Annotated in this window: 16 protein-coding genes, 2 tRNA genes and 3 rRNA genes; 1 reads left to right on the top strand and 20 read right to left on the bottom strand. The window is 41.1% G+C overall.

Annotated features, from left to right (window positions below; all coding sequences use genetic code 11):
• Positions 1–44: 44 nt before the first annotated feature.
• From H4075_RS03890 to H4075_RS03795, 20 genes are all read right to left on the bottom strand, one after another.
• Complete coding sequence (locus H4075_RS03890) at positions 45–1,043, bottom strand: alpha/beta fold hydrolase (protein WP_182804324.1); 999 nt, start codon at positions 1,041–1,043, stop codon at positions 45–47.
• Between the two features lie 91 nt (positions 1,044–1,134).
• A complete protein-coding gene (locus tag H4075_RS03885) occupies positions 1,135–2,850 on the bottom strand; it encodes a serine hydrolase domain-containing protein (RefSeq protein ID WP_182804322.1) in 1,716 nt (571 codons plus the stop codon).
• 64 nt (positions 2,851–2,914) lie between these two features.
• Positions 2,915–4,261 carry an amidohydrolase family protein gene (locus tag H4075_RS03880; protein WP_182804321.1) on the bottom strand — a complete coding sequence of 449 codons (1,347 nt, stop codon included), beginning with the start codon at positions 4,259–4,261 and terminating at the stop codon, positions 2,915–2,917.
• Between the two features lie 178 nt (positions 4,262–4,439).
• Positions 4,440–5,276 (bottom strand): hypothetical protein, encoded by an 837-nt coding sequence (locus tag H4075_RS03875; protein ID WP_182804319.1) that lies wholly within the window; start codon positions 5,274–5,276, stop codon positions 4,440–4,442.
• A gap of 6 nt (positions 5,277–5,282) precedes the next feature.
• Entirely contained in the window at positions 5,283–6,518 is a 1,236-nt protein-coding gene (locus tag H4075_RS03870) for a DUF418 domain-containing protein (RefSeq protein ID WP_182804317.1), read from the bottom strand.
• 9 nt (positions 6,519–6,527) lie between these two features.
• Positions 6,528–7,382: an amidohydrolase family protein gene (locus H4075_RS03865; RefSeq protein WP_182804315.1), complete on the bottom strand. Its 855-nt coding sequence runs from the start codon at positions 7,380–7,382 to the stop codon at positions 6,528–6,530.
• A gap of 64 nt (positions 7,383–7,446) precedes the next feature.
• Entirely contained in the window at positions 7,447–8,328 is an 882-nt protein-coding gene (locus tag H4075_RS03860) for a DUF5829 family protein (protein WP_182804313.1), read from the bottom strand.
• Between the two features lie 169 nt (positions 8,329–8,497).
• Complete coding sequence (locus tag H4075_RS03855) at positions 8,498–9,277, bottom strand: hypothetical protein (RefSeq protein ID WP_182804311.1); 780 nt, start codon at positions 9,275–9,277, stop codon at positions 8,498–8,500.
• Between the two features lie 78 nt (positions 9,278–9,355).
• Positions 9,356–10,429 (bottom strand): alpha/beta hydrolase, encoded by a 1,074-nt coding sequence (locus H4075_RS03850; protein WP_182804310.1) that lies wholly within the window; start codon positions 10,427–10,429, stop codon positions 9,356–9,358.
• Between the two features lie 30 nt (positions 10,430–10,459).
• Positions 10,460–11,341 carry a DUF5829 family protein gene (locus tag H4075_RS03845; RefSeq protein ID WP_182804308.1) on the bottom strand — a complete coding sequence of 294 codons (882 nt, stop codon included), beginning with the start codon at positions 11,339–11,341 and terminating at the stop codon, positions 10,460–10,462.
• A gap of 13 nt (positions 11,342–11,354) precedes the next feature.
• Positions 11,355–12,122: a PIG-L deacetylase family protein gene (locus tag H4075_RS03840; protein ID WP_182804307.1), complete on the bottom strand. Its 768-nt coding sequence runs from the start codon at positions 12,120–12,122 to the stop codon at positions 11,355–11,357.
• A gap of 60 nt (positions 12,123–12,182) precedes the next feature.
• Positions 12,183–12,830 (bottom strand): DUF2306 domain-containing protein, encoded by a 648-nt coding sequence (locus H4075_RS03835; protein WP_182804305.1) that lies wholly within the window; start codon positions 12,828–12,830, stop codon positions 12,183–12,185.
• Between the two features lie 176 nt (positions 12,831–13,006).
• Positions 13,007–13,118, bottom strand: a 5S ribosomal RNA gene (rrf, locus tag H4075_RS03830).
• Positions 13,119–13,174: 56 nt separating this feature from the next.
• A 23S ribosomal RNA gene (locus H4075_RS03825) occupies positions 13,175–16,050 on the bottom strand.
• A gap of 160 nt (positions 16,051–16,210) precedes the next feature.
• Positions 16,211–16,284, bottom strand: a tRNA-Ala gene (locus H4075_RS03820).
• 10 nt (positions 16,285–16,294) lie between these two features.
• A tRNA-Ile gene (locus H4075_RS03815) sits at positions 16,295–16,369 on the bottom strand.
• A 118-nt stretch (positions 16,370–16,487) separates the two neighbouring features.
• Positions 16,488–18,018 (bottom strand): 16S ribosomal RNA (locus H4075_RS03810).
• The 16S, 23S and 5S rRNA genes sit together here with 2 tRNA genes alongside, the layout of an rRNA operon.
• A 302-nt stretch (positions 18,019–18,320) precedes the next feature.
• Entirely contained in the window at positions 18,321–18,512 is a 192-nt protein-coding gene (locus H4075_RS03805) for a hypothetical protein (RefSeq protein WP_182804303.1), read from the bottom strand.
• Between the two features lie 222 nt (positions 18,513–18,734).
• Entirely contained in the window at positions 18,735–19,478 is a 744-nt protein-coding gene (gene truA / locus H4075_RS03800) for a tRNA pseudouridine(38-40) synthase TruA (protein ID WP_182804301.1), read from the bottom strand.
• A 3-nt stretch (positions 19,479–19,481) separates the two neighbouring features.
• Positions 19,482–20,744, bottom strand: a complete 1,263-nt coding sequence (locus H4075_RS03795; RefSeq protein WP_182804299.1) for a DUF4476 domain-containing protein — start codon at positions 20,742–20,744, stop codon at positions 19,482–19,484.
• Between the two features lie 289 nt (positions 20,745–21,033).
• On the opposite strand from H4075_RS03795, the gene H4075_RS03790 reads away from it, so the two are divergent.
• Complete coding sequence (locus tag H4075_RS03790) at positions 21,034–23,517, top strand: M1 family aminopeptidase (protein ID WP_182804297.1); 2,484 nt, start codon at positions 21,034–21,036, stop codon at positions 23,515–23,517.
• Positions 23,518–23,795 lie beyond the last annotated feature (278 nt).

The following is a 23,795-nucleotide window of genomic DNA, read 5'->3' as shown; positions in this document are numbered from 1 at the left end:
CGCAAACGATTCTGCATACTTAGCAATTACTCTTCTTGTACTTGTTATTTCAATGATGAAATAAACTCACTTATGTGTTTAAAATAAAAAGCAGATTGTACCTCTTGCCAGTATTTGTAATATGCTTCCGGTGAATCGAACTCCTGGTTTGGCTGGCTAACCTTCACAATCTTCAACTTTGGATCAAAAGCTTTTTCAAAGGCGGCCATCAGCGAAGGAATATTATTGGCTTTCTGCAACGCTTCCTTTACTTTCTTTTGCAGAGCCTGGTCTTTTGCCAGTTTTTTAAAATACGCTAATGCTGCAGGATCACATGCTTCAAATTTATCTGTACCTGCTTCTGCAACCAACATATCAAAAGTTAGCAACTCTCTGGACCTCGTTGGGTAAAGGCCTTCTTGTGTAAACCAAAGTGCCGGTACATTGATCGAAGGTTCTTGTTTGCCCTGAAAATGTGGCCGCCATGAGGAACGGGGCATTGATTTCCGAATCGCATCAGGGCCAAGGTCACAGGCCAAGGTAGCCAGCATTTCCACATATTGTCTTACAAGGGAGTCTTGTAGATCAGTGTATGCATAAACGAAATCAAAATAAACCAGCCCTGCTACCCGGTTTGGGTGATGTTCGGCAATCCATGTCATATCCATTGAAGCTGGTATCCGGCCTGCAAAAATTGCTTTTTCAATTTTCAATGCATCCATAAAAGCCACTACATCTTCACCATTTGTAGCAACATCATAACCCCAACCGGGATCGGCTGATTTGCCCCATCCTCTGCGTGTAATGGCATAAACATGATTTGTGCCGGTAAACTTTGGAGCGAATCCTTTGAAGTCATAATCAACCCACTCACCGGCATCCCCATGAAAGGATTGAAGAAAGATGAGCGGCAAACCACTGCCTCCAAAATCGAGATAGTGCAGAGTGATTCCATCAAGCTGTGCAAACTTTTCTTTGTAAAGTGTTGTGTCTTTTTGCTGTGCATGTACTGTAACAGTGAAAAAAAACAGTACTGCTGTGCATACAATTTGAGACCTCTTCATGTGAATAATATTTATGGTGAATAATATTTTCACAAGGCACCGAGTGTATAAGATACTTTTTTGGATTTGAAAAAGCAACATTTGCAGGCATCTATCTCACTTTATCAAACCGGTGATGCATCATTCGAACATGCTGCATGTTAATTCCATCAACCTCTCCTTTTTCATTTTTGGTAAACTGAGCAAGTACATACCATCTGTCTCCAACAGCATCCATTTCAAACAGAAACTTATTCTCGCCGTCGGGTATTAATACCTTATCAGAAATTGTTGGACGTCGCATAACAAGCTGTCCGTTTTCGTCGAGCACAATTCTGCAATAAAAATCAAGATGCCCGCTGTGATATTCACCTGCAAATTGTTTCAGGTAATCTTTTGAAAGATTGTCAACAGTTTTCACTTTTGTAAAATTCATGACGCTGCCGTCAGGAGACCATGCCTGCATTTTCATCACTGAATCTTTCGGCGCCTTTGTAATTTGAAGGATGGTTCCAAAATCAGGTTCCTTAAATAAATCTACACCAACAGGAATCATCGTGAAATACTCACCGGCAGTATAATAAAAATGAAGACTGTCATCCGCTTGTTTAATCTCGTAATACCTGATATTAGGAATGTGGCTGCTGTGACCAACAGGTATTTGCTGAGAATAACGACCGGCATATTTTGTCAGTTCATCTTTTTTGATTGTTACCGGATTAACAGATATAGCAGGAGCTATACTCTTTGCAGCAACTTTTTTATTCAACAATGTATCAGCAATACTCATGGCCATCACCATATTGTCGTTTGTATTACCCAAACCAATAATGGTTATTTTTCTGGATGGAATACGGGTCATATAAAAATCATGATTCACACCACCGTGCCGGATAATGGTTGTGTTTTCAATTTTCTGCCATTCGTGTCCGAATACATAATGCACCTCAGGGGAAAGCACTGGAATAGGGCGTGCATTTTTATACAAACGACGAAATGCCTTTGATGCAATTGAGCTGGAATCTTCCAAAGCAATTGCCCATCTTTCCAGATCTGAAGCGGTAGTAACAATTCTATAATTGCCACCGGGCGAAGTTTTCACACCAATCTGCTTAAAATAATTTCCACTGCCATAATATTTATCTGCAAGTCCGGGTATGATCTGATCGAGATAATCGTTCATGAACGTAGCCTTCATTCCTAACGGAACAAATAGTTTCTGCTGTAAATAGTCAGGCAATTTTTTCTTAGATGCCATTTCCATAATCATGCGCAGCAATGCAAAATCTGAATTGGAATACATGTATCCTTTTCCAGGTTCAACCTGTGGCTTTGGTTGATTGTACAGAAAAGTCATCAGCTGTTCTTTATCTACCCGGTTATTCATATCAGCCTGCATCAATAACATGGTTGCCCATTCATCTTCAAAGCCACTGCTGTGGTTCAGCAAATCCTGTATGGTAACATGATTGCTCCATGCCGGTAACTTTGGAAAATACGATTTCACTTTATCATCAAACCCTAGCAGACCTTCAGCTTCCATCAATGCCAATCCCGCACACATAAACTCTCTTGCACCTGAATAACCAAGCCGCACAGGTGTGTTATGCGTAAAAGCAATTGCATGCTCCAGATTAGCCATACCAATATTTTTCTTTGCAATTACTTTTCCGTTTTGAAGAACGGTAACAGCAACTCCGGGTGTTTGCTGATTTAAGGACTTAAAAACACTGTCAAATTGTCTATTCAGTTTTATTTTATCAATCGCCTGCGCTGTTGTTTTTAAACTGAATAAACTTAGAATGCAAAAGATAATGGCATGTCTCATGTTGTTCAATTTTATCATGTTTAAATCAAGCTTAGTTGTAATGCCTTTCTGTCTTACTGCATTTCTAATACCTGCCCACCAATCCTTTTGTACGTGCACGTAAAGCTTTTGAATTATACCCGATTCCGTTCCTGAAAACGATCTCTACATTTCTGATGTCTTCTATTGTTTGATCTGGTTTACCTGAAACAATTAACAGGTCCGCATTTTTTCCAACATCAATACTCCCCGATTCGTGTTCAACTTTTAAAAAAGTAGCGCCATCAATGGTTGCCATTTTTATTACTTCTAATGGAGACCATCCGGCTTTCACCATTGTTACAATCGCATTATGGTTTTGAAAGCCCGGCAGCATACCAAGATCAGCTGCATCTGCACCCAATACAACCCTGCCGCCGCTTTTTATAAACAGTTTTTCCAATGGTCGTAGTTGACGTTCGTTTACTTCTTTCGGTAAAAAAGGTGGTGGGTCTTTCAGGTATTCTTCAATACGTTTTCTTTCATCAGTACTTAAATAATCAAACAAGGAAACGTTTCCAAAATTATTGTCGGCGAAAGGCGTTGCAGTCAATACAATATTTTTTGCAATAAGAATCCTGATCAGATCCTTCACTGCTTTCTGTTCCGGGTTAACATTCCATGTACTATCCCATGCAAGATTTAAGTCAGATGAACAGGACCCGAAACTATGTTCAATATTATCAATACCCAGGTTCGCTGCTTCTGTACAGGACATTTTTCCCAGGTGACCCGTTATTGTTAACCCTCTTGCATGTGCTTCGTCTATCACACCTCTTAAAGCTTCCCTGCTGATATCAGAATATACTTTAAAGGATGTGCAACCCTTCTCGGCCCAAAAGGCAGTTGCCTTTCGACCTTCTTCATAATTTGAAATAATAAAATCACCTAAAAATCCACCGGACACATCATTAAACATCGGACCGGTTACAAACATGCGGGGGCCAGTCGCTTCACCCTTGTCAATTCTTCTTTTTAAATTAAGATCATACATTGGATTTTCTCCACCAGCTGTACGCAAGGTGGTTACTCCGGCAGCCAAAAACAATTTGGGAAAACTAACCGGATGAAACTGCCACACCCCTGCACCGGTATTGTAATTCATGTGTTCGTGCAACATGACCAATCCCGGTAAAATTGTTTTACCGTTCATATCAATGACATGGACATCAGCCGGAACTAATAATTTTCCTGTTTGTTCAATCGCCTTGATTTTTCCATTGGAGATCAAAATAGAGTAGCCTTCCAATACTTTTCCTTTCACGACATCTATTATCCGGGCATTTTGAAGAACTATCTCTTTTTGATCGTACGTAATAAAATTATTTTTTGATTGCGATAAAAGAGCTTCGCTAAATAATAAAAAGCAAGCTGCAAGAATTATTTGATTCATTTGCACCTTTTTGAATACTATACTCATCACGTTTGTTTATTTTATAGAGTGCCAAATTTATTTCTGCAGATTACTTTGTTGTTACTGCTACCGTATCTGAAATATAAGATAGGTTATAGATCCGGTAGTTACAAGAGACTGTGATTATCCACTGACTGCAAAGCGAAACAGGTTATGTCTATTTTTCAACTAATTCGATCTGCAATCCATCCATTGCTTCAGGTAATATAAAAATACTGTTCGCATTTACTTTTCCTAAAACCTTTTTTGATTCGAGAAATGCTTTGGCCTTTTTAAGCGAGTGCACTTTGATCACAATTTTGGGTATATAGTTTTTCCCATCTGCTTGTAACCTCAGATCCGGGCCATCACTGAATGAAAACAAACCGTTTTTCACTTTCTTTACACCCGGAAGTTTTGCAAATTGCTCATCATATTTTTTGAAATCGGTTGTACTTACCACAATCTCTTTGAGGGAAACAACTCCTAATCCGCCACCATTTGTTGCTAATAATTTGTCGGAAGCCTTTTTCCTGTTGTCAATAATGCGTTGCCTTTCTTTGTAATCACAAACAAACAGGTTGGCTTCATTTGGTAACACATCCTTCGGGGTAAATAACGACCAGCCACGTAATGTTCCACTTGAATCAGTTGAAACATTGCTATTATCAATCGTATCATGTGCAATTCCAACTTTATCTAAATCCTTTTGAAACTCCTCCATATGATAGGTTGGCTCCAAAGCAATGCCGTTAAAAGATGTTGTATCTGCTCCTTTAAACGTTACTAACTCAAATGCCACATTTCCTAATGTAACGCCTCCGCTTGCAAAATCGCCCCATGTCTGATATTTCCACACAACAGGTAATTCTAATTGTTGTGAAAAAAACTGAAACAGCGTTTCTGCTTTTGGTGAACTGGCAAAGAAATGTTCAATCTTATTCACCTGTGACTGTGCCGCTGTAAAAATCAGCAGGAATAAAGAAGTCATGCAGGTTGATAGTAATCTTTTCATCTGATTTTATTTTTTGAGGGTTAATCGCTTCCAATAGGTCAACTGCCGCCATATCCATTCCAACGGGCCATAATTAAAATAGGTAAACCACCAGTTGCTAAATACTACCTGGAAAATAAACAGGATAATAGCGATAGGCATATAGCCTGCAGGCCCAAACTTGCCGCCGAGTCCAAAGCCAATTCCGTAATAAATGGTAACGCCCATTACCGACTGCATGATGTAATTGGTTAATGCCATACGGCCAACAGGTTGAAGTAATGAAAGTGTCTTTTGAAACTTTCCATTCACGTACCATAAAGCAATGGTTGCAGCATAAGCTAACGCAAGTGGAGCTACATTTAAAAAATAGGTGATGGTATCCCAAATACCGGCGGGCTGGGGAATAGATTTTTTATCAGAAGCAAACCATGCAAAAGCAATACCGGCAGGTAATCCTATCATAAATCCCAACTTACGAACTCGCTCAAGTAATGTTTTGTATGTACTTAAATGCAGGTACAACTCATTTCTTCCAACATACAACCCTAATAAAAACATGGCGAATACTTTTACAATCCTGTTACTGTCTAATCTTAAATACCAGCTCCACCAAAAACCTGATTGAGACCATTTGAGAATATCCGTATATGTGTCATGCGTGATTAACCAATTACCGGCATATAATCCATCAATTCCAATTTCTTTATCAATGGCCATTGCCTTCACCAGAAATGAAGTTGCAATATTCCATTTGCCATTGGAAATAATTTTTAAAACATCAAAGGCTATTGGAGAAACAAGTAATATAATGACCAACCACAATAACGTTTTATTACCGGTGTTTCGAAACAGAGGCAGCAACATTCCGGCAAGGGCATAAAAAAATAAAATGTCGCCGTCCCATAACAATAGTGAATGACACAGGCCAAATAAAAGAAGTATGAACAATCGGCGATAAAAAACAAGCAACCCGTTTTTCCCTTTGTTTTTAGAACGTAAAAAGATGATGGAAAATCCGATGCCGAATAAGAGGGAGAAGATGGAATAAAACTTTCCTTCTACCAACACATGTGATAAAAAAAACAAAATGCGGTCTGCAGATGCGGTTGAATAGCTTTTTAGTGAGTTGGGCGACTGAAATGCATACAATGAAAATACGGCCGAGTTAGCAAGTAATATACCAAGCAATGCAAAGCCTCTGAGGCCATCAAGAACATCTGCCCGTTCCTGCTGTAAGATGGGTGTGGCTTTTGTTGTCAAAATAAACCGTTATTGTTTGAAAAATATTTTTGCGTTCGTAAAGAATATCTTTCCCTTTTGTTTTGCTGAAAGAAACTCCAACTGTTCAACTGCTGCAATACAGGTTTTAATATCTGCATTATCCGAACCAAACATCAACCTGTCTTCTAATCCTGCATCAATAAACCCTTTCATGATCGATGCAAAGTCTTTTGCCGGAATAATGTTTGGATTATTTAATACTGAAATATCTGCATACAATGTTGGATAAGTCTTCATCATCTCTATACATTCTTTTACAAACGGTCCGCCACCATGCATTAACCAAATTTTTAGCTTAGGAAATTTTGCCAGTGCTTTTTTCAGTAGTAAAGGATTGCCCTTCTCTTCTTTAAAATTCGGGCATCCGTGATCCGGTCCGGCAGAACCTGTATGAATACCAACGGGCAACTCATACTTTTCGGCCAATGCATAATAAGGATACATCAACGTATCGGAAGAGGAGATACCATGGTACTGTGCAAGCACCTCACCAATAAAATCAATCTTCTTTTCTTTGATCTGTTGCTCCACCCAGCTTACATCAGGCCATTCTTTACCATCTTCAAAGCATTGTTGCAAACTGTAAGGTACTTTGCCATCGGGACAGGGAACAAACAAACCATGCAAAACAGAAAGCTGATCTGTTGATTGATAGGTTTGCTGTTGCGGCCAAGAGGTACTTACAGCAATTGTTGCAACTCCGTTTGCGATAAGATTATTCATTTGCTTTTCCGGCGCAGTATCGCCATGCAGGTGAACATCAATTATTTTTAACGTTGGTTGATCTGCTGATCCGCATCCACAAAATAATGCTGCAAAGAAAAGCATCCGGATATATCTCATGGTAGTTCGTTTTATTATAAGCTCAAGAACTGAACGTTAAAAATTCATGTACAATTTTGACCTGTCATTTTTTTTCAGATTGCTCAATAACCATCAAAGCATCCTTCACTTTAACCGTATAAGTGTCTCCCAATTGAATGGTTTGTTCCGGAGTTTTGGCAGCTAGCTCAATTTCGATTTTCGTATACTTGGGAACAAGGTTCGTTTCTGTGATGGTATAGTATACCGATGGATTAAATTCGTGTGTAAATGCTTTTTCTTTTTTTGTATAGCCCATTGTATACAATGCCGATTCCATTTCTGTAAACTCCTGTTGGTCAAGTTGAATATGCAATGCCCTAACTTTCTTAAATAATCTGGATGCTGTACGGCTATCCCATGAACGCATAAACTCCTGCATTGACAAGCCATTGGTGATTATGGAATCTGAAAATCCCCAGTTTTTATACCCTTTTACTGAATAAGACATAAGTATGGGTGTAAAATTTGGTTCGGCTGGTTTCAATGAATCTTTTTTCCTGTAAGGCAGAACTTCACCGGTATTAAAATCTCCGCCTTTGAAACTTGTAGCATTCAATGAATCTTTATAAAATTGTTTCCATGCTAAAAGAAGCGAATCATGTTTTCCCGGTCTTCTTGTTTGAAAAATCATGACAGCACTACCGGCTTTGTTTTCCCAATATGCCTTCGCTAAACTGACGTGCAGGAAAGCCTCAATACCCAGCAGATAGATATCATAACTCGGCTTTGCATACATGGTTGTATCCTGTGAAACAACTGCAAATTCATTTACTAGAAAACTATCCTGGAGAATAGCATGGAAAGCTGCCGAATCAAGTACAAGATCAACGTGTCCCAGATCAGAAACCGGTGCTGAAAAAGTCTTCGTTTCATCATTACATGAAATCAATAAAACGAATCCTGTCAGCAGCAAAGTAACTTTCATATATTTCATTTTGTGAGTTTAAACTAATTTATTGCAGATCGTAATAACGTACCGGCTTTATCTTACAACTGTATCAAACCGGTTATTTACTTTTGACCATCTTTATTGTAAATATTTTTTGCTGCCGAATAAACTTAGCATTACCAGCAGCCACAGGTTCATCATAGAATTACATTTCTCCGGTTACAAGCTGCATTTTATTCGCTTTTCTTTTCTTTACTATTCCGGTAAGAACCAATCCAATCAAAAGAGCCACGAAAGTTCCTATTACAGTCATAACCTTCGGAAGGGTACCCACAAATTCGGTAAGTGGCTGAATAAGATCGTACTTCAGTAACAGTTTACCAATACTATCATTGATAACAAAAAAGGAACCCGATAGCAGTATCGGCCATCCATTTCGTATGTCCTTCAAAAAAAAGAGAAAGCCAATAAATAAGGTAATATACATACCATATATGATCAGTTGGGGAGCTACGGCGAGGAACAAAAAAAATATGCTAATACCATTCATTAGAACAATTGTGCTGAAAAGAAAAGCTCCGTGAATCTTTCTCCTTTTTTTCAGGATAAATGCCATTAAAATGATTAAGCCCAATTCTAATGTTCCGAATACATTTTGCACGATCAAAAAATCTCCTTGCCCCGAAACCAACCCTTTATGAGCTGAATGAATGGCCATGAGTACGGCGTGCGCAAATAGCAGAGGTCCAAAAAATAAAATCAAGAGTCCAACCCGTTTGTGTTTTATGGTTTGATTACTTCCAATAAGGCTGAGTTGGTATAGCATGAGAAACAACCAGCTGAAATTAACGATTACATGAAGCGTTTGATATGGTGTGGGTTTTGCATCAGCTCCTAAAAAGATATTCCAGAACCCTGACACAGTTAATGCTATTGTAATGATAATGAGTACGTATTCGAAAATGTATTTTTTAATATTACTCATGATTCTGTTTTGTTTTATGATTAGTTATTTACTGAAAAGTTTATAAACTCATAAGGTCTTAAACCCTTTTAGGTTAGTTTATTTAACATACAGGTATTTATCAAAAAAGGGAAGTAGCTCATTAAATATCCGCCCATCAAAACCATCCAGCATGTTTCCATGATCACCAATGTATTCTTCAGCAAAATGTTTGATGCGGTAGCCTTCCAGTTTCTTACTGAATTGCAAACTTGTATACGGAATATGAGAGAACTCTTCATTACGTCCCCAATCCAATTTCAATGCAGTGAGACTTCGCAACTGTGGCAGATAATCATCGATCATGTAAAATGGAAATTGCGCTTCCCATTGAGCAATTACTTTCGGATCATATACAGCGCTGTCTTTTACATATGTAACGGGAAAATCGGCAAGCAGCTCTTTATTGGCAGCATTGGGCGAATAAACTCGTGCCATAGCTGTAAGTACTGCCGCAAAAAATGCATCGAAGTCACCGGTCTTATCCGATTCATTCAGTGCTTTCACAATTGCTTCTATATTATTCAATTTGCTGATCCGCTTAAAACCGCCACTTCTTAATGTAAAATCACCATACCAGTTAAGCACGGCTGGGCTAAGTGCATACACCGCACTGAATGTATCGGCAAACAGCATCCCCAATTTTAATGCACCATTGCCACCCATTGAATGCCCGCAAAGCCCACGGCTTTTTCGATCAGGTATCGTTCTGAAATTTTTATCCATGTACTCCACTACATCTTTTCCAATATAATCGGCCCAATTGCCTGTCACAGATGAGTTGGTATAAAAACTTCCCTGCAGTTTGCTGTTACTGTTTGGTGCCACCACGATCATAGGACGCATCTTGCCCGTTTTGATCGCTTCGTCAAGTAGTTTTTTAAAATTGATCCATACACTCATCATTACACTATCGGTGCCACCATATCCATGCAACACATAAATAACCGGGTAACGTTGTGTTCCTTTTTCATAATCTGCCGGCAGGTATACTGTTAATTGGCGCAGTGGATCTTCGCCGCCTTTGTTGTTTTGTAATGAAGCAGCAGTAAATTCATGTCTAACTAATTTTCCCTGGGCAATGCTGGTTATTGAATAACACAGTAACAACAAGCCGATCAAAATTTTTCTCATATTTTATAATTTCAATAGCGTTTGAATTATTTATTTCGTTTGTTCAATAACCATTTCTTTATTCTTTATATGAATCGTATACATATTGCCAAGCTGTATTATCCGTTGAGTAGTTGATTCAGCCAATTCAATTTCAATTCTTGTGTACTTTGGAATTTCATTCTTCGGTGTTACGGTGAAATAAACCGGCACGTTATCATCATGTTTAAATACATTTTCTTCTTTCCTGTAACCAACGGAAATCAAACCCGATTCAATTTGCTCCAGTTCCTTTTCCGTTAGCTGAATGTGAAACGATTTGAATTTTTTAAACAGTTTGTTTTGCGTTCGGCTGTCCCATGAGTTCATAAAATCTTTCATAGCAACTCCATTTGCAATGGCCGAATCACTAAAGCCCCAACTCTTATAAGTAGGTATCGTATAGGAAGCAAGCAATATGCTTAGGTTGGGCTCTTTAGATGAAGGGTCATTCTTTTTTATAAATGGTGTTACTTCAGCAATCTTAAAACCACCGCCATCGTGCACATATGAATTTAACGAATCGGTATATGACTGTTTCCAGTTACGAATAAGATTATCAATTTCGCCCGGCTTTCTTGTTTGAAACATCATAATACCTTTCCCTTCTTTACCCTGCCAGAATTCTTTTGCGAGACCAACGTTCAGAAATGCTTCTCGCCCTGTAAGATAAAGTTCAATCAATGGTTCAGGATGATGGCTGGTATCAACAAACAACTGCGCAAATTCGTTTGTAAGAAAACTGTCGTTCAACAGATCAAAATAAGCAGCTGAGTCAAGAACAAATCCGATATGACCTGGATCGGCAGAGGGTGCATCTATTTTTGGCTTGGCTTCATTACAAGCTAAGGCTGAAAAAATAAGGACGCTGCAGATTGATAATATTCTTCGCATGTGTATTGCCTTTTTAGAAATCATGTTGCATTCCTTTCGCAACTACAAACCTTCTGAAGTGGATAGTATTACTTTTATCAGTCAATTTCTTTTTATGGTCTTCTTTCAATTCTTCCGGGGTGTATTGTGTAACATAACAAGGCATAATACTTAAAGCCTTTATTTCCTGCTCTTGTGTGTAATCGATCTGCACATTAAAATACTGATCGTTCACATAACCAAGATCAAACATCTTGCCCTGCTCTTTCGTCCAAGCAACATAATACAAAGGATAGTTTTCCACCCAGCCTTCCTGTAGTAATAATTCAGTAATTGTTGTTCCGACAACAATGTGTTCAGCATGATGTGTATCACCATCAGGGCCAAATGTGAGAATGATGTCGGGCCTAATTTTAGGTATTAGTATTTTCAATGTGTCTAAAAACCTTTTGTGTTCTCCAAAGTATTTTCCTACACCTATTTTTGTATCGAGCCGTTCAATTCCGAGGAACATAGGCTCTGCAATACCCAGGATCTTACAGGCACATCTTGTTTCATCTTTCCGCAGTTTGCCTAACGAATCTCCGGCCGGAATTTTTGTAACCCTCGTCCCGTCTTTTCCATCAGTGGCAATGATAAGTTGCACCTTGTAGCCAAGCTCTTTATACTTAATAAGCACTTCAGCTATAGCCGTTTCATCATCAGGATGAGGAAAGATGACAAGCAACGTTTTCTGTTTTGCCTGTTGGGCAACTAAAAACAACGGGATCAGTAACAAGCAAAGTAGAAATGTTCTTTTCATAATTCTGGTGTTATATTGATAAGCAATATCACTTCAACTTGAGCTAAATCATCCAGGCGCTCAAGCTGTTGTTTTGTTTTTAAATGTATACGCAATGGATGGCCACCAGGTCATAAATATTTCCGCAATAATCAATGGCACAAACGAAAAGAAATATTCATTCACTACTCTTCTGAATGTTGGATCTGTTATGTTGCCAAATAAAAAATCAAGAGCATATATATCATCGATCCTTACAGCAACAAATCCTAATACGCAGATATAACTCCGCACCATCATGTGCCGATGCGTTTTGATATTCCGGGTTTTAATGGCACGCCATGCAAACCAGGTGCTGAGTACTCCAAATACAGTTAATAAAAAAAGTGATACACGACAGGGCAAACAACTACTGATCAACGAGAGTCGTCCTGCAGAAATACCAATCAATGCAATACCCGTCATATAAATTTTCCCGGATAACCGGTGAAAGGAAACAAATCGTTTGCGGATAAAAGGCCAAAACTGCATTGGTCCTAGTAAAAGCGCCATACTGCCTCCAACCATATGCATTACAACCCAAAGCTGGTTATGAAATAAAGTGTTGCCGAACATGCGGCTGCGGTAACCATAAAAATAGGCAATCACATTATCGAGGAAGAAATAAACAGAAACTAAAAGAATGAACGACCATAAAGCAATCCAGAGAATGGAACGAAGTGTATGCATAAGCAGTGGTTGGTATTCTGAATGTACAGCAGATTTCTGGCAAGTACAAAACTCAGCAAACTGGACCAACATGAAAACCCCAAATAGGGCAGTCGAAAACAAGAATTAAGAGGGAGAGAATTGAGGAAGATGTAGAAACAAAAAAGCCCTTCAGTAAACTGAAGGGCTTCGAATAAATATGGCAGCTACCTACTCTCCCGCATTGTAGTGCAGTACCATCGGCCATGAGGGGCTTAACTTCTCTGTTCGGTATGGGAAGAGGTGAACACCCTCGGCAAAACCACCATAAACTCTTAAATAATATAACATATTGGGAAGTTGTAATTGCTAGAAGCAATTTAAAAAAATTAAAGCTTACGGGTAATTAGTACTACTCGACTTTACTGTTACCAGTTTTACATCTGTAGCCTATCAACGTCATCGTCTTTGACGGCCCTTAAAAGTAAACTCATCTTAAGGAAGGTTTCACGCTTAGATGCTTTCAGCGTTTATCCTGGCCACACGTAGCTACTCTGCGCTGCACCTGGCGGCACAACAGATACACCAGCGGTGTGTACGACCCGGTCCTCTCGTACTAAGGTCATGTCCTTTCAATTTACTAACGCCCACCACAGATAGGGACCGAACTGTCTTGCGACGTTCTGAACCCAGTTCACGTGCCACTTTAATCGGCGAACAGCCGAACCCTTGGGACCTTCTCCAGCCCCAGGATGTGACGAACCGACATCGAGGTGCCAAACCTCCCCGTCGATATGAGCTCTTGGGGGAGATCAGCCTGTTATCCCCGGAGTACCTTTTATCCTTTGAGCGACGGCCCTTCCATGCAGAACCGCCGGATCACTTTAGCCAGCTTTCGCTCCTGCTCGGCCTGTATGCCTCACAGTCAAGCACCCTTATACTAATGCGCTCTTCGTACGATTACCAACCGTACTGAGGGTACCTTTGCGAGCCTCCGTTACTTTTTAGGAGGCGACCACCCCAGTCAAACTACCCACCATGCACTGTCACCCGTCAGGGTTTAGATTCTAAATCAAAGAAGGTTGGTATTTCAACGACCGCTCCACAACTGCTGGCGCAGCTGCTTCAAAGCGTCCCAACTATTCTACACATCCGTAATTCAAAATCAATGCAAAGTTGTAGTGAAGGTTCACGGGGTCTTTCCGTCCCGTGGCGGGTAACCGGCATCTTCACCGATACTACAATTTCACCGGGCTCGTGGAGGAGACAGTGTTCAACTCATTAGACCATTCGTGCAGGTCGGAACTTACCCGACAAGGAATTTCGCTACCTTAGGACCGTTATAGTTACGGCCGCCGTTTACTGGGGCTTCAGTCAGAAGCTTTGGCTTGCGCCGAACATCCTTCCTTAACCTTCCAGCACCGGGCAGGTATCAGGCTCTATACGTCATCTTTCGATTTTGCAGGGCCCTGTGTTTTTGCTAAACAGTTGGTTGAACCATTTTACTGAGACCATCCGAAGATGGTACGCTTTATCCCGAAGTTACAGCGTCAATTTGCCTAGTTCCTTCTCCACGGCTCACCCGAGCGCCTTAGAATATTCATCTCGTCCACCTGTGTCGGATTACGGTACGGGTTGCTTAAGCCTAGCCTTAGAGGTTTTTCTCGGAGGTCTGATTAGGATCACTATCCACGCCGCCGAAGCATTGTGGTACTATCACGTTCGACATTCTCTGCGGATTTACCTGCAAAAAATATATCTACACGCTTTAACCTGGTATTCCGTAACCAGGCGGATCTTTCACTACCCCGTCACCCCATCGAAACAAAAGCAAGTGTTGGAATATTAACCAACTTTCCATCAGGTGCGCCTTTCGGCTTTCCCTAAGGACCCGACTAACCCTGATCTGATTAACATTGATCAGGAAACCTTGGACTTTCGGCGAAGTAGTTTTTCACTACTTTTATCGCTACTCATTCCTACATTTTCTTTTGAAATCGCTCCAGCATCCATCACCAGACACCTTCGCAGCAGATTTCAATGCTCCCCTACCAATTGTACAAGTACAATTTTAGAACTTCGGTTCGTAGTTTGATGCCCGATCATTTTCCGTGCAAGACCTCTCGACCAGTGAGCTGTTACGCACTCTTTAAATGAATTGCTGCTTCCAAGCAAACATCCTGGCTGTTATAGAAGTCTCACCTCGTTTGTTCAACTTAACTACGTATTAGGGACCTTAGTTGCTAATCTGGGTTATTTCCCTCTCGGCCACGGACCTTAGCGCCCGCAGCCTCACTCCCGGAGATATGTATAAGCATTCGGAGTTTGTCAGGGTTTGGTAGGCGGTGAAGCCCCCTAGCCCAATCAGTAGCTCTACCTCTTATACACTTCTTAAATCCGAGGCTGTTCCTAAAAACATTTCGGGGAGAACGAGCTATCTCTCAGTTTGATTGGCCTTTCACCCCTATCCACAGGTCATCCCAGAGCTTTTCAACGCTCATGAGTTCGGTCCTCCATTCTGTGTTACCAGAACTTCAACCTGCCCATGGATAGATCACAAAGTTTCGCGTCTACCCCCACTGACTAAGCGCCCTGTTCGGACTCGCTTTCGCTTCGGCTCCGTTACTTAAGAACTTAACCTCGCCAGTGAGGAGTAACTCGTAGGATCATTATGCAAAAGGCACGCCGTCATCCATTGCTGGACTCCGACCGCTTGTAGGCGTACGGTTTCAGGTACTATTTCACTCCCCTGTTTCGGGGTACTTTTCACCTTTCCCTTACGGTACTGGTTCACTATCGGTGTCTGAGGAGTATTTAGCCTTACCGGATGGTGCCGGCAGATTCAGGCAGGATTCCTCCGGTCCCGCCTTACTCAGGATACTGCTCGTCCTTCTCAATTTCTATCTACAGGGCTATCACCTGCTATGGCTCAACTTTCCAGAAGATTCAATTTGATGAGAAATTCTAAATGCAGTCCTACAACCCCTAAGCGGCACGCCGCCTAAGTTTGGGCTCTTCCCGTTTCGCTCGCCACTACTCAGGGAATCATTGTTATTTTCTTTTCCTCTCCCTACTTAGATGTTTCAGTTCAGGAGGTTGGCTTCCTTTCGGATAACACACCTTCAGTGTGCTGGGTTGTCCCATTCGGAAATCTTCGGATATAATGCTTGTGTGCAGCTCCCCGAAGCTTATCGCAGCTTACCACGTCCTTCATCGCCTCTCAGACCCAAGGCATCCACCATACGCCCTTATTCGCTTTAAAAGAGTTATTACTAAAATCGCCTTACTAAACAATTACAACTTGTTTTATCCCAATATGTCAAAGAACTTAATCAAATAAACTTGCGTTCAAATGAAAAGCTGATGTTATGATTACGAATCATCAGACCTGAAAGTCAACATCAATAAAGAACTAATTTTCGTGGAGGATATCGGAGTCGAACCGATGACCCTCTGCGTGCAAGGCAGATGCTCTAGCCAACTGAGCTAACCCCCCGAGGTTATTGTAGACCCGCCCAGATTTGAACTGGGGACCCCTACATTATCAGTGTAGTGCTCTAACCAGGCTGAGCTACGGATCTATCTAATCTTTAGCCAAGTGGCCTCTACAAATCCATAGCAACTGGCCGAATAATACTTTATAAGAACTTAAAATCTTGAAAGAAAAAAGCAACAGCAGTAAAAAAAGACGTACTCTAAAAAGGAGGTATTCCAGCCGCACCTTCCGGTACGGCTACCTTGTTACGACTTAGCCCCAGTCACTAGTTTTACCCTAGGCGGCTCCTTGCGGTTACCGACTTTAGGTACACCCAGCTTCCATGGCTTGACGGGCGGTGTGTGCAAGGTCCGGGAACGTATTCACCGTATCATTGCTGATATACGATTACTAGTGATTCCAGCTTCATGGAGTCGAGTTGCAGACTCCAATCTGAACTGAGAGAGGGTTTTTGGGATTAGCTCCTTATCGCTAAGTGGCAGCCCTTTGTCCCCCCCATTGTAGCACGTGTGTAGCCCTGGGCATAAAGGCCATGATGACTTGACATCATCCCCTCCTTCCTCACGTCTTACGACGGCAGTTTCTTTAGAGTTCCCAGCATTACCTGATGGCAACTAAAGATAGGGGTTGCGCTCGTTGCGGGACTTAACCCAACACCTCACGGCACGAGCTGACGACAGCCATGCAGCACCTTACAAATTGTGTATTGCTACAAAACAGGCTTTCACCTGCGGTCAAAATGCATTCTAGCCCAGGTAAGGTTCCTCGCGTATCATCGAATTAAACCACATGCTCCACCACTTGTGCGGACCCCCGCCAATTCCTTTGAGTTTCAACCTTGCGGTCGTACTTCCCAGGTGGATTACTTAATGCTTTCGCTTAGACACTAACAGTAATATCGCTAATGTCGAGTAATCATCGTTTAGGGCGTGGACTACCAGGGTATCTAATCCTGTTTGATCCCCACGCTTTCGAGCCTCAGTGTCAATGTCTCCGTAGTAAGCTGCCTTCGCAATGGGTGTTCTATGTCATATCTAAGCATTTCACCGCTACATGACATATTCCGCTTACCTCCAGAGAATTCAAGACTAATAGTATCAATGGCAGTTTCCGGGTTAAGCCCAGAGATTTCACCACTGACTTAAAAGTCCACCTACGCTCCCTTTAAACCCAGTGAATCCGGATAACGCTTGCACCCTCCGTATTACCGCGGCTGCTGGCACGGAGTTAGCCGGTGCTTATTCCTCTGGTACCGTCAGTCTCCATAGAAATAGAGGTTTCGTCCCAAAGAAAAGAAGTTTACAACCCAGAGGGCCTTCATCCTCCACGCGGCATGGCTGGTTCAGACTTGCGTCCATTGACCAATATTCCTTACTGCTGCCTCCCGTAGGAGTCGGGCCCGTGTCTCAGTGCCCGTGTGGCTGATCATGCTCTCACATCAGCTACTGATCGCAGGCTTGGTGGGCCGTTACCCCGCCAACTACCTAATCAGACGCACGCCCATCTCTAACCGCCGGAGCTTTAATATCAAAGTGATGCCACTCTAATATGTTATGGAGTATTAATCCACCTTTCGGTGGGCTATCTTCCAGTTAAAGGAAGGTTGCGTACGTGTTCCGCACCCGTTTGCCGGTCGCCAGCATCTGTATTGCTACAAACCTGCTGCCCCTCGACTTGCATGTATTAAGCCTGCCGCTAGCGTTCATCCTGAGCCAGGATCAAACTCTCCATTGTAAATGTTGTTTGATACTGACTATTAATTCTCAAGAATTAACAGTTCAAAAATCGAATTATTTTACGCTTAAAATTTACCCGTTCTAATTAATTAAAACGTTGCTGTTGCTTTCAAACTTTCAAAGAACTTTGTTTGTTTTCGTGACCCCGTTTTTTAAACGGAGTGCAAAGGTAAGTGGTTTTTTAAATTCACCAAATTTTTCTTTGTTTTCTTTCAACTTTTTTTGTCGCTTTCATTCGAAGAAAAACTTGCTTTGATGTGAATTTTCACTGCCAACCTTTTTGAAGAACTTTCGCTTTTTTCAAAGCGGGTTGCAAAGGTAAGCGGCTATTTTTATCTGCCAAATTTTTCTTTGTTTTATTTCAACTTTTTTTATCGATTTAAACCAGGGAAAGAATTTGTTTTTGTGCAGACTTACAGTGCCAACCTTTTGAAGAACTTTCGCTTTTTTCAAAGCGGGTTGCAAAGGTAAGCGGCTATTTTTATCTGCCAAATTTTTCTTCGTTTTATTTCAAACTTTTTTCTTGTAAAAAGCTGTAACCGATATAGTTAAGAAGAGAACGTCACCTTTTGAAGAACTACCCGTTTTTTTCAAAGCGGGCTGCAAAGGTAACGGTGAAGTGAGTTACAAACCAAACCTTTCTGGTTCTTTTTTTCTGCCAAAACCTGAAACGCTTTGCTGCAAAGCATTTCAGCCGAAAAGTTTTTTTAGGGCTTACAGGAAGATAGCCTCCGGATAGCTTACACCTACCAAAAACAAGCCTTTTGCAGGTGCCGAAAAATCTGCGGAAGCAAGTGTTCTTTGTGCCAGTAATGCTTCAAAAGCATCAAGCGACATCGTTCCCCTGGCTACCCGAACCATTGTTCCAACCAGGCCACGTACCATTCCACGCAAAAACCGGTTGGCCTGTACATGGTAAACAAGACATCCGTCTTCACTTATCCATTCACTTACTGAAATACTGCATTGAAAGGTTTTTACCTGCGTATTACGTTTCGAAAAAGCAGAAAAATCGAGGTTGTTCTTGACCTTTTGGGCACATGCATCTAATAAAGCCTCATCAAGGGTGTAAGGAAGGTACCAGGCTCTGTCATCAATAAAGGGATTCTTTTTATCGTAAATAAAGTATTTGTATTCCCGGGCTGTTGCATGAAAGCGGCTGTGCGCATCGGGCTTTACTTCCTTTACCGACTTTATGACTATTGCGGCAGGCAGAATAGCGTTAAGATTATAAACCGAAGCCTGAGGAAACCCATCATCCCAATCGAAATGAAAATAGTTCTGTAGTGCATGCACCCCCGCATCCGTGCGGGAAGATCCGGTCAGTTCCACATCTTTTTTGAAAAAGATCCGGAATGCTTTCTCCACTTCTTCCTGAATGGTGATGGCATTTTGCTGCACCTGGAAACCACTGTACCCTTCTCCCTTATAACTAAGTTCCAGAAAGTAACGTGGCATAATTTATTGATTGGGCAATAGTGCTATAAACCTGCGCTTGTAATAATCGTCATTGATTGTTTCACCCAACGACTTAAAATTACTGTAATCTGTTACAAATGGCAATGCAGCATCAAAAAAACGATACCGCCCTTCATCTGAAAGGAACAGTGCAGAGAGGTTTTTCAACTGACTTGTAGTAAAACATTTTGCGCGGAAAGCTTTCTTTGCTTCATCTACCATCTGCTCATCTTTTCGCTGAGAAGCCATGCGACGGCGAAGTTTGATGAGATCATCTTCCGTTGCAAAATCCTTGCAGTTACTATTTGGTAATGATGCTGTTTCCTTTTTCTGAACGGGTTCGGAAACTACGGGCGGCGTAACAGGTTCTTTCTTTTCAACCACTTCCTCATTCTTTACAACCGGTTCTTCTTTTTTGGGTTGCTGAACCACCGCAACGGTATCTTTTAGTACGACCTCTGCTTTGGGTGTATCAATAACGGCCGGCGATACAACAGGATTGATAACGGTATCCCGTTCAATAAATAACCGGACGGTATCTTTAAGACCATTGGCTTCGCCTACTTCAAACACAAAATCGGCACCTTCCCTGCTTTCAAACTTGCGCACCTGTTTAATGGGTGATTTTGACGGTGCAGTCCATTCGGGTTCGGTTACAACCGGCTGTTCAATCGGCTTTTCAGGCTTTATCTCGGGCTTAACAGTTATGGTATCTTTTACAGGCGCTGTCACTACTACTTCCACTTTTGCAGGCTTGGGTGTGTCGACAACAACTGGTTTTGTTTCTTTTACCACCGTTACTGTTTTCACGGTGCTGTCCTGGGTTACTTTCGAAAGCATATTACTGAAAGGATCATTTGCAGGTGCAACTGTGCTGCCTGGATTATTATTCGTTTCTGCGGTTTTAACCGCTGTATATACGATGGACGAAGTCTGAAGATCATACAGCCCCCAGCCTTTATCACTGAAGTTTTTCAAGAGAAACCCTTTGTCAGCTTTATCAATGGTATAGCGAAACTGCTGCTCCTGCTGGTCGCTTTTGGGGAAACCAACGGCAAAATCCACTACTCCGTCCTTCAACTTTGGAAGAATCAGATAGCCCGAAGAAGATGAACTGATGATCCTGTTATTATACTTGATATAAAAAGGTTGCTGGTTATCGGTCTGGAGATAAATGAAATGATTTAACTGGCTTTTTGCCTGAACGCTGAAAAAGGCTGAAACCACCATAACTAATGCAAGTCTTCTGATCACTGATGTTCGCATAGCAACAAAGCTAATTTTTTTTGTTTATCTGAATCACAAACCATTTGTCAAAATCTACTGTCCAAATCACGAGCCACTTTATCTTTACAGGCATTTTAATCAAGAATACCGGAAACCTGTAACAAATACTTGTCGTCATACACAATATTTGCAAACAGGTAATTCCGAAAAATCAAATCACTTATTTATTCAATAAGACTTAACCAACGATTCATTATTCTCCCAAAAAGGAATGAATCGTTTGTGTGGTTGAATAACAGGTGACCAAACATCAATTTAAACGAAACACATGAAAAGAAATCTCATCATCGGTCTGCTGGCCCTTAGTCTTAACGTAGCTTTTGCCCAGGAGCAGCAACAGGCTGATACAAGCTGGAAAAAAATCTATCGATCAACACCTGAAAAAACACATGCCCTGGTTAATACAAAACTTGAAGCCAGTTTTGATATCCCCAATGCACAGTTAAAAGGAAATGCCTGGCTAACATTGAAACCTTATTTCTATCCCAGCAATACATTGGTATTGGATGCAAAAGGAATGGAGATTAAGGAAGTAGCCATCCAAAAAGGAACTGCACGTACCAAACTCAAATATGAATATGATGGATTGCTGTTGAAAGTAACGCTCGACAAAACCTACAAAGGTGGCGAAGCATATACTGTGTACATCAATTATGTAGCAAAGCCTAACGATTTTAAAACAGAAGGCAGTGTTGCCATCACCGATGCAAAAGGATTGTACTTTATCAACCCTAAAGGCGAAGAGAAAGACAAGCCAACCCAATTCTGGACACAGGGTGAAACAGAAGCAACCAGCGTTTGGTGCCCAACGATCGACAAGACAAATCAGAAAACAACACAGGATTTCTATTTAACAGTGCCTGCAAAATGGGTAACCTTAAGCAATGGCAAACTGATGAGTCAGAAACCAAACAGCAATGGCACACGTACGGATTACTGGAAAATGGATCAACCCAATTCTCCTTACCTCTTCTTTATGGGTGCAGGCGATTTTGCAATGGTGAAAGAAAGCTGGAGAGGAAAAGAAGTAAGTTATTATGTTGATAAGGAATATGCTTCTGTTGCAAAGAAAATATTTGGTAACACGCCTGAGATGATGACCTATTTCTCAAAGATCACCGGTGTTGATTATCCATGGGTGAAATATGCACAGATGGTTGGTCGTGATTATGTAAGCGGTGCTATGGAAAATACAACTGCTACACTTCACCAGGAGAGTGCACAGCAGGATGCACGTGAACTAGTGGATGGCAACAGATGGGAAGGCACCATTGCACATGAACTGTTTCACCATTGGTTTGGTGATTATGTAACTTCTGAAAGCTGGAGTAACCTTACGCTTAACGAATCATTTGCTGACTACAGCGAATACCTGTGGGATGAATATAAATTCAGCAAAGACAAAGCAGATGCCACACATTACAGTGCCATGCAGGGATATTTGGGCAGTGGCAGCGAAAGCAAACACCTGGTACGTTATTACTACCGTGATAAAGAAGACATGTTTGATGCAGTAAGTTACAGCAAAGGCGGCCGCATTCTGCACATGCTCCGTAACTATGTTGGCGACAGTGCTTTCTTTAAATCAATCAATCTTTATTTAACAACCAACAAATACAAATCAGCTGAAGCACATCAACTGCGTATAGCGTTTGAAGAAATAACCGGCAGGGATCTGAACTGGTTCTTCAATCAATGGTATTTTGGTGCAGGACACCCGGTATTGGATATTACTTACAGTTACGACGAGAGTGGAAAGAAAGTAAACGTGATCGTAAAACAAACACAGAAAGACAAACTGTTTCAACTTCCTGTTGCGATTGATATTTACAATGGCAGCAACAAAACACGTGAGCAGGTGTGGGTAAAAAATGCGGTTGATACTTTCTCCTTTGCTGTTTCTTCAAAACCTGACCTGGTAAATTTTGATGGCGACAAAGTGTTACTGGCAGTTAAGAAAGAAAACAAAACACTTGACGAATATATTCATCAGTACAAGTATGCAGGTTTGTATTTAGACAGAAGAGAAGCCATCGATTTTATTTCGAAGAAACAGGACGATGCAAAAGCTGTTGCCTTTATGAAAGAAGCCATCAATGACAAATACAGCGGTCTCCGCAATTTTGCTATTGGTAAACTGGATGCTAAGAAAACTGCTATTGTTGATGTAACAGAAACTTCGCTTGAAGCCATTGCAAAAAAAGATCCCAGCCGTATTGTACGCAGTGCAGCCGTTACCTTCTTAGGCAACTTAAAAAAGCCTGCTTACAAAACACTGTTTACATCATTGGTGAATGATTCATCCTACACGTTAAGTGCCGCTGCGTTAACAGCATTGGAAAAACTTGATCCGCCTGCTGCATTAACAGAAGCTAAGCGTTTATCAAAACAACCCATGAAAGGAAATCTTCTTGAAGCAGTTGCCAACACATTGATCAAAAGTGGTGATGAAAATTCATTTGATGAGATCACCAAGGCATACAGCAGCATGGGCTTATCGCAGGCAAAATTCAATTTAACTGCTACCTATGCCAATATGCTTGGCACGATCAAGAACACAGAAAAAGTAAAACGTGGTATTGATGAAATGGTAAAGTTCCGTGATGCTATTCCTGAACAATACGGTTTAGGTCCCGTGTTTGAGAATTTCCTGAAAACCATCATCGGTAAAAAAGAAACACTGAAGAAAGCAGGCGAAGATGTGAATGCGTTACAGGAACAGATCGATTATATTAAGAGTAAGATGAAATAAAAATCACCAACTTCAAATAATAAAAAATAGCGGCCATTGTGCCGCTATTTTTATTGCTATAACCATATTTTCAATATTCGCAATCAAACATTCTTTTTTACTTTTAAAGTCAAGTGTCAACCCGATTATGTAAAACTTCAACAACTTTTACAATTATCCCCTGCTAACAGCCATTTAGCTATTCAGGTTAAAACAGGCGCTATGGCATAGCCAAAAAGGAAAAGAATGATTGATGCGGGAAATAAAGCGGACAGAGTTATTGCAGACTACAGAAGTAT

The organism is Lacibacter sediminis, assembly GCF_014168535.1.
Taxonomy (GTDB): Bacteria; Bacteroidota; Bacteroidia; order Chitinophagales; family Chitinophagaceae; genus Lacibacter; species Lacibacter sediminis.
This window is presented reverse-complemented; position numbering and strand designations above follow the sequence as displayed.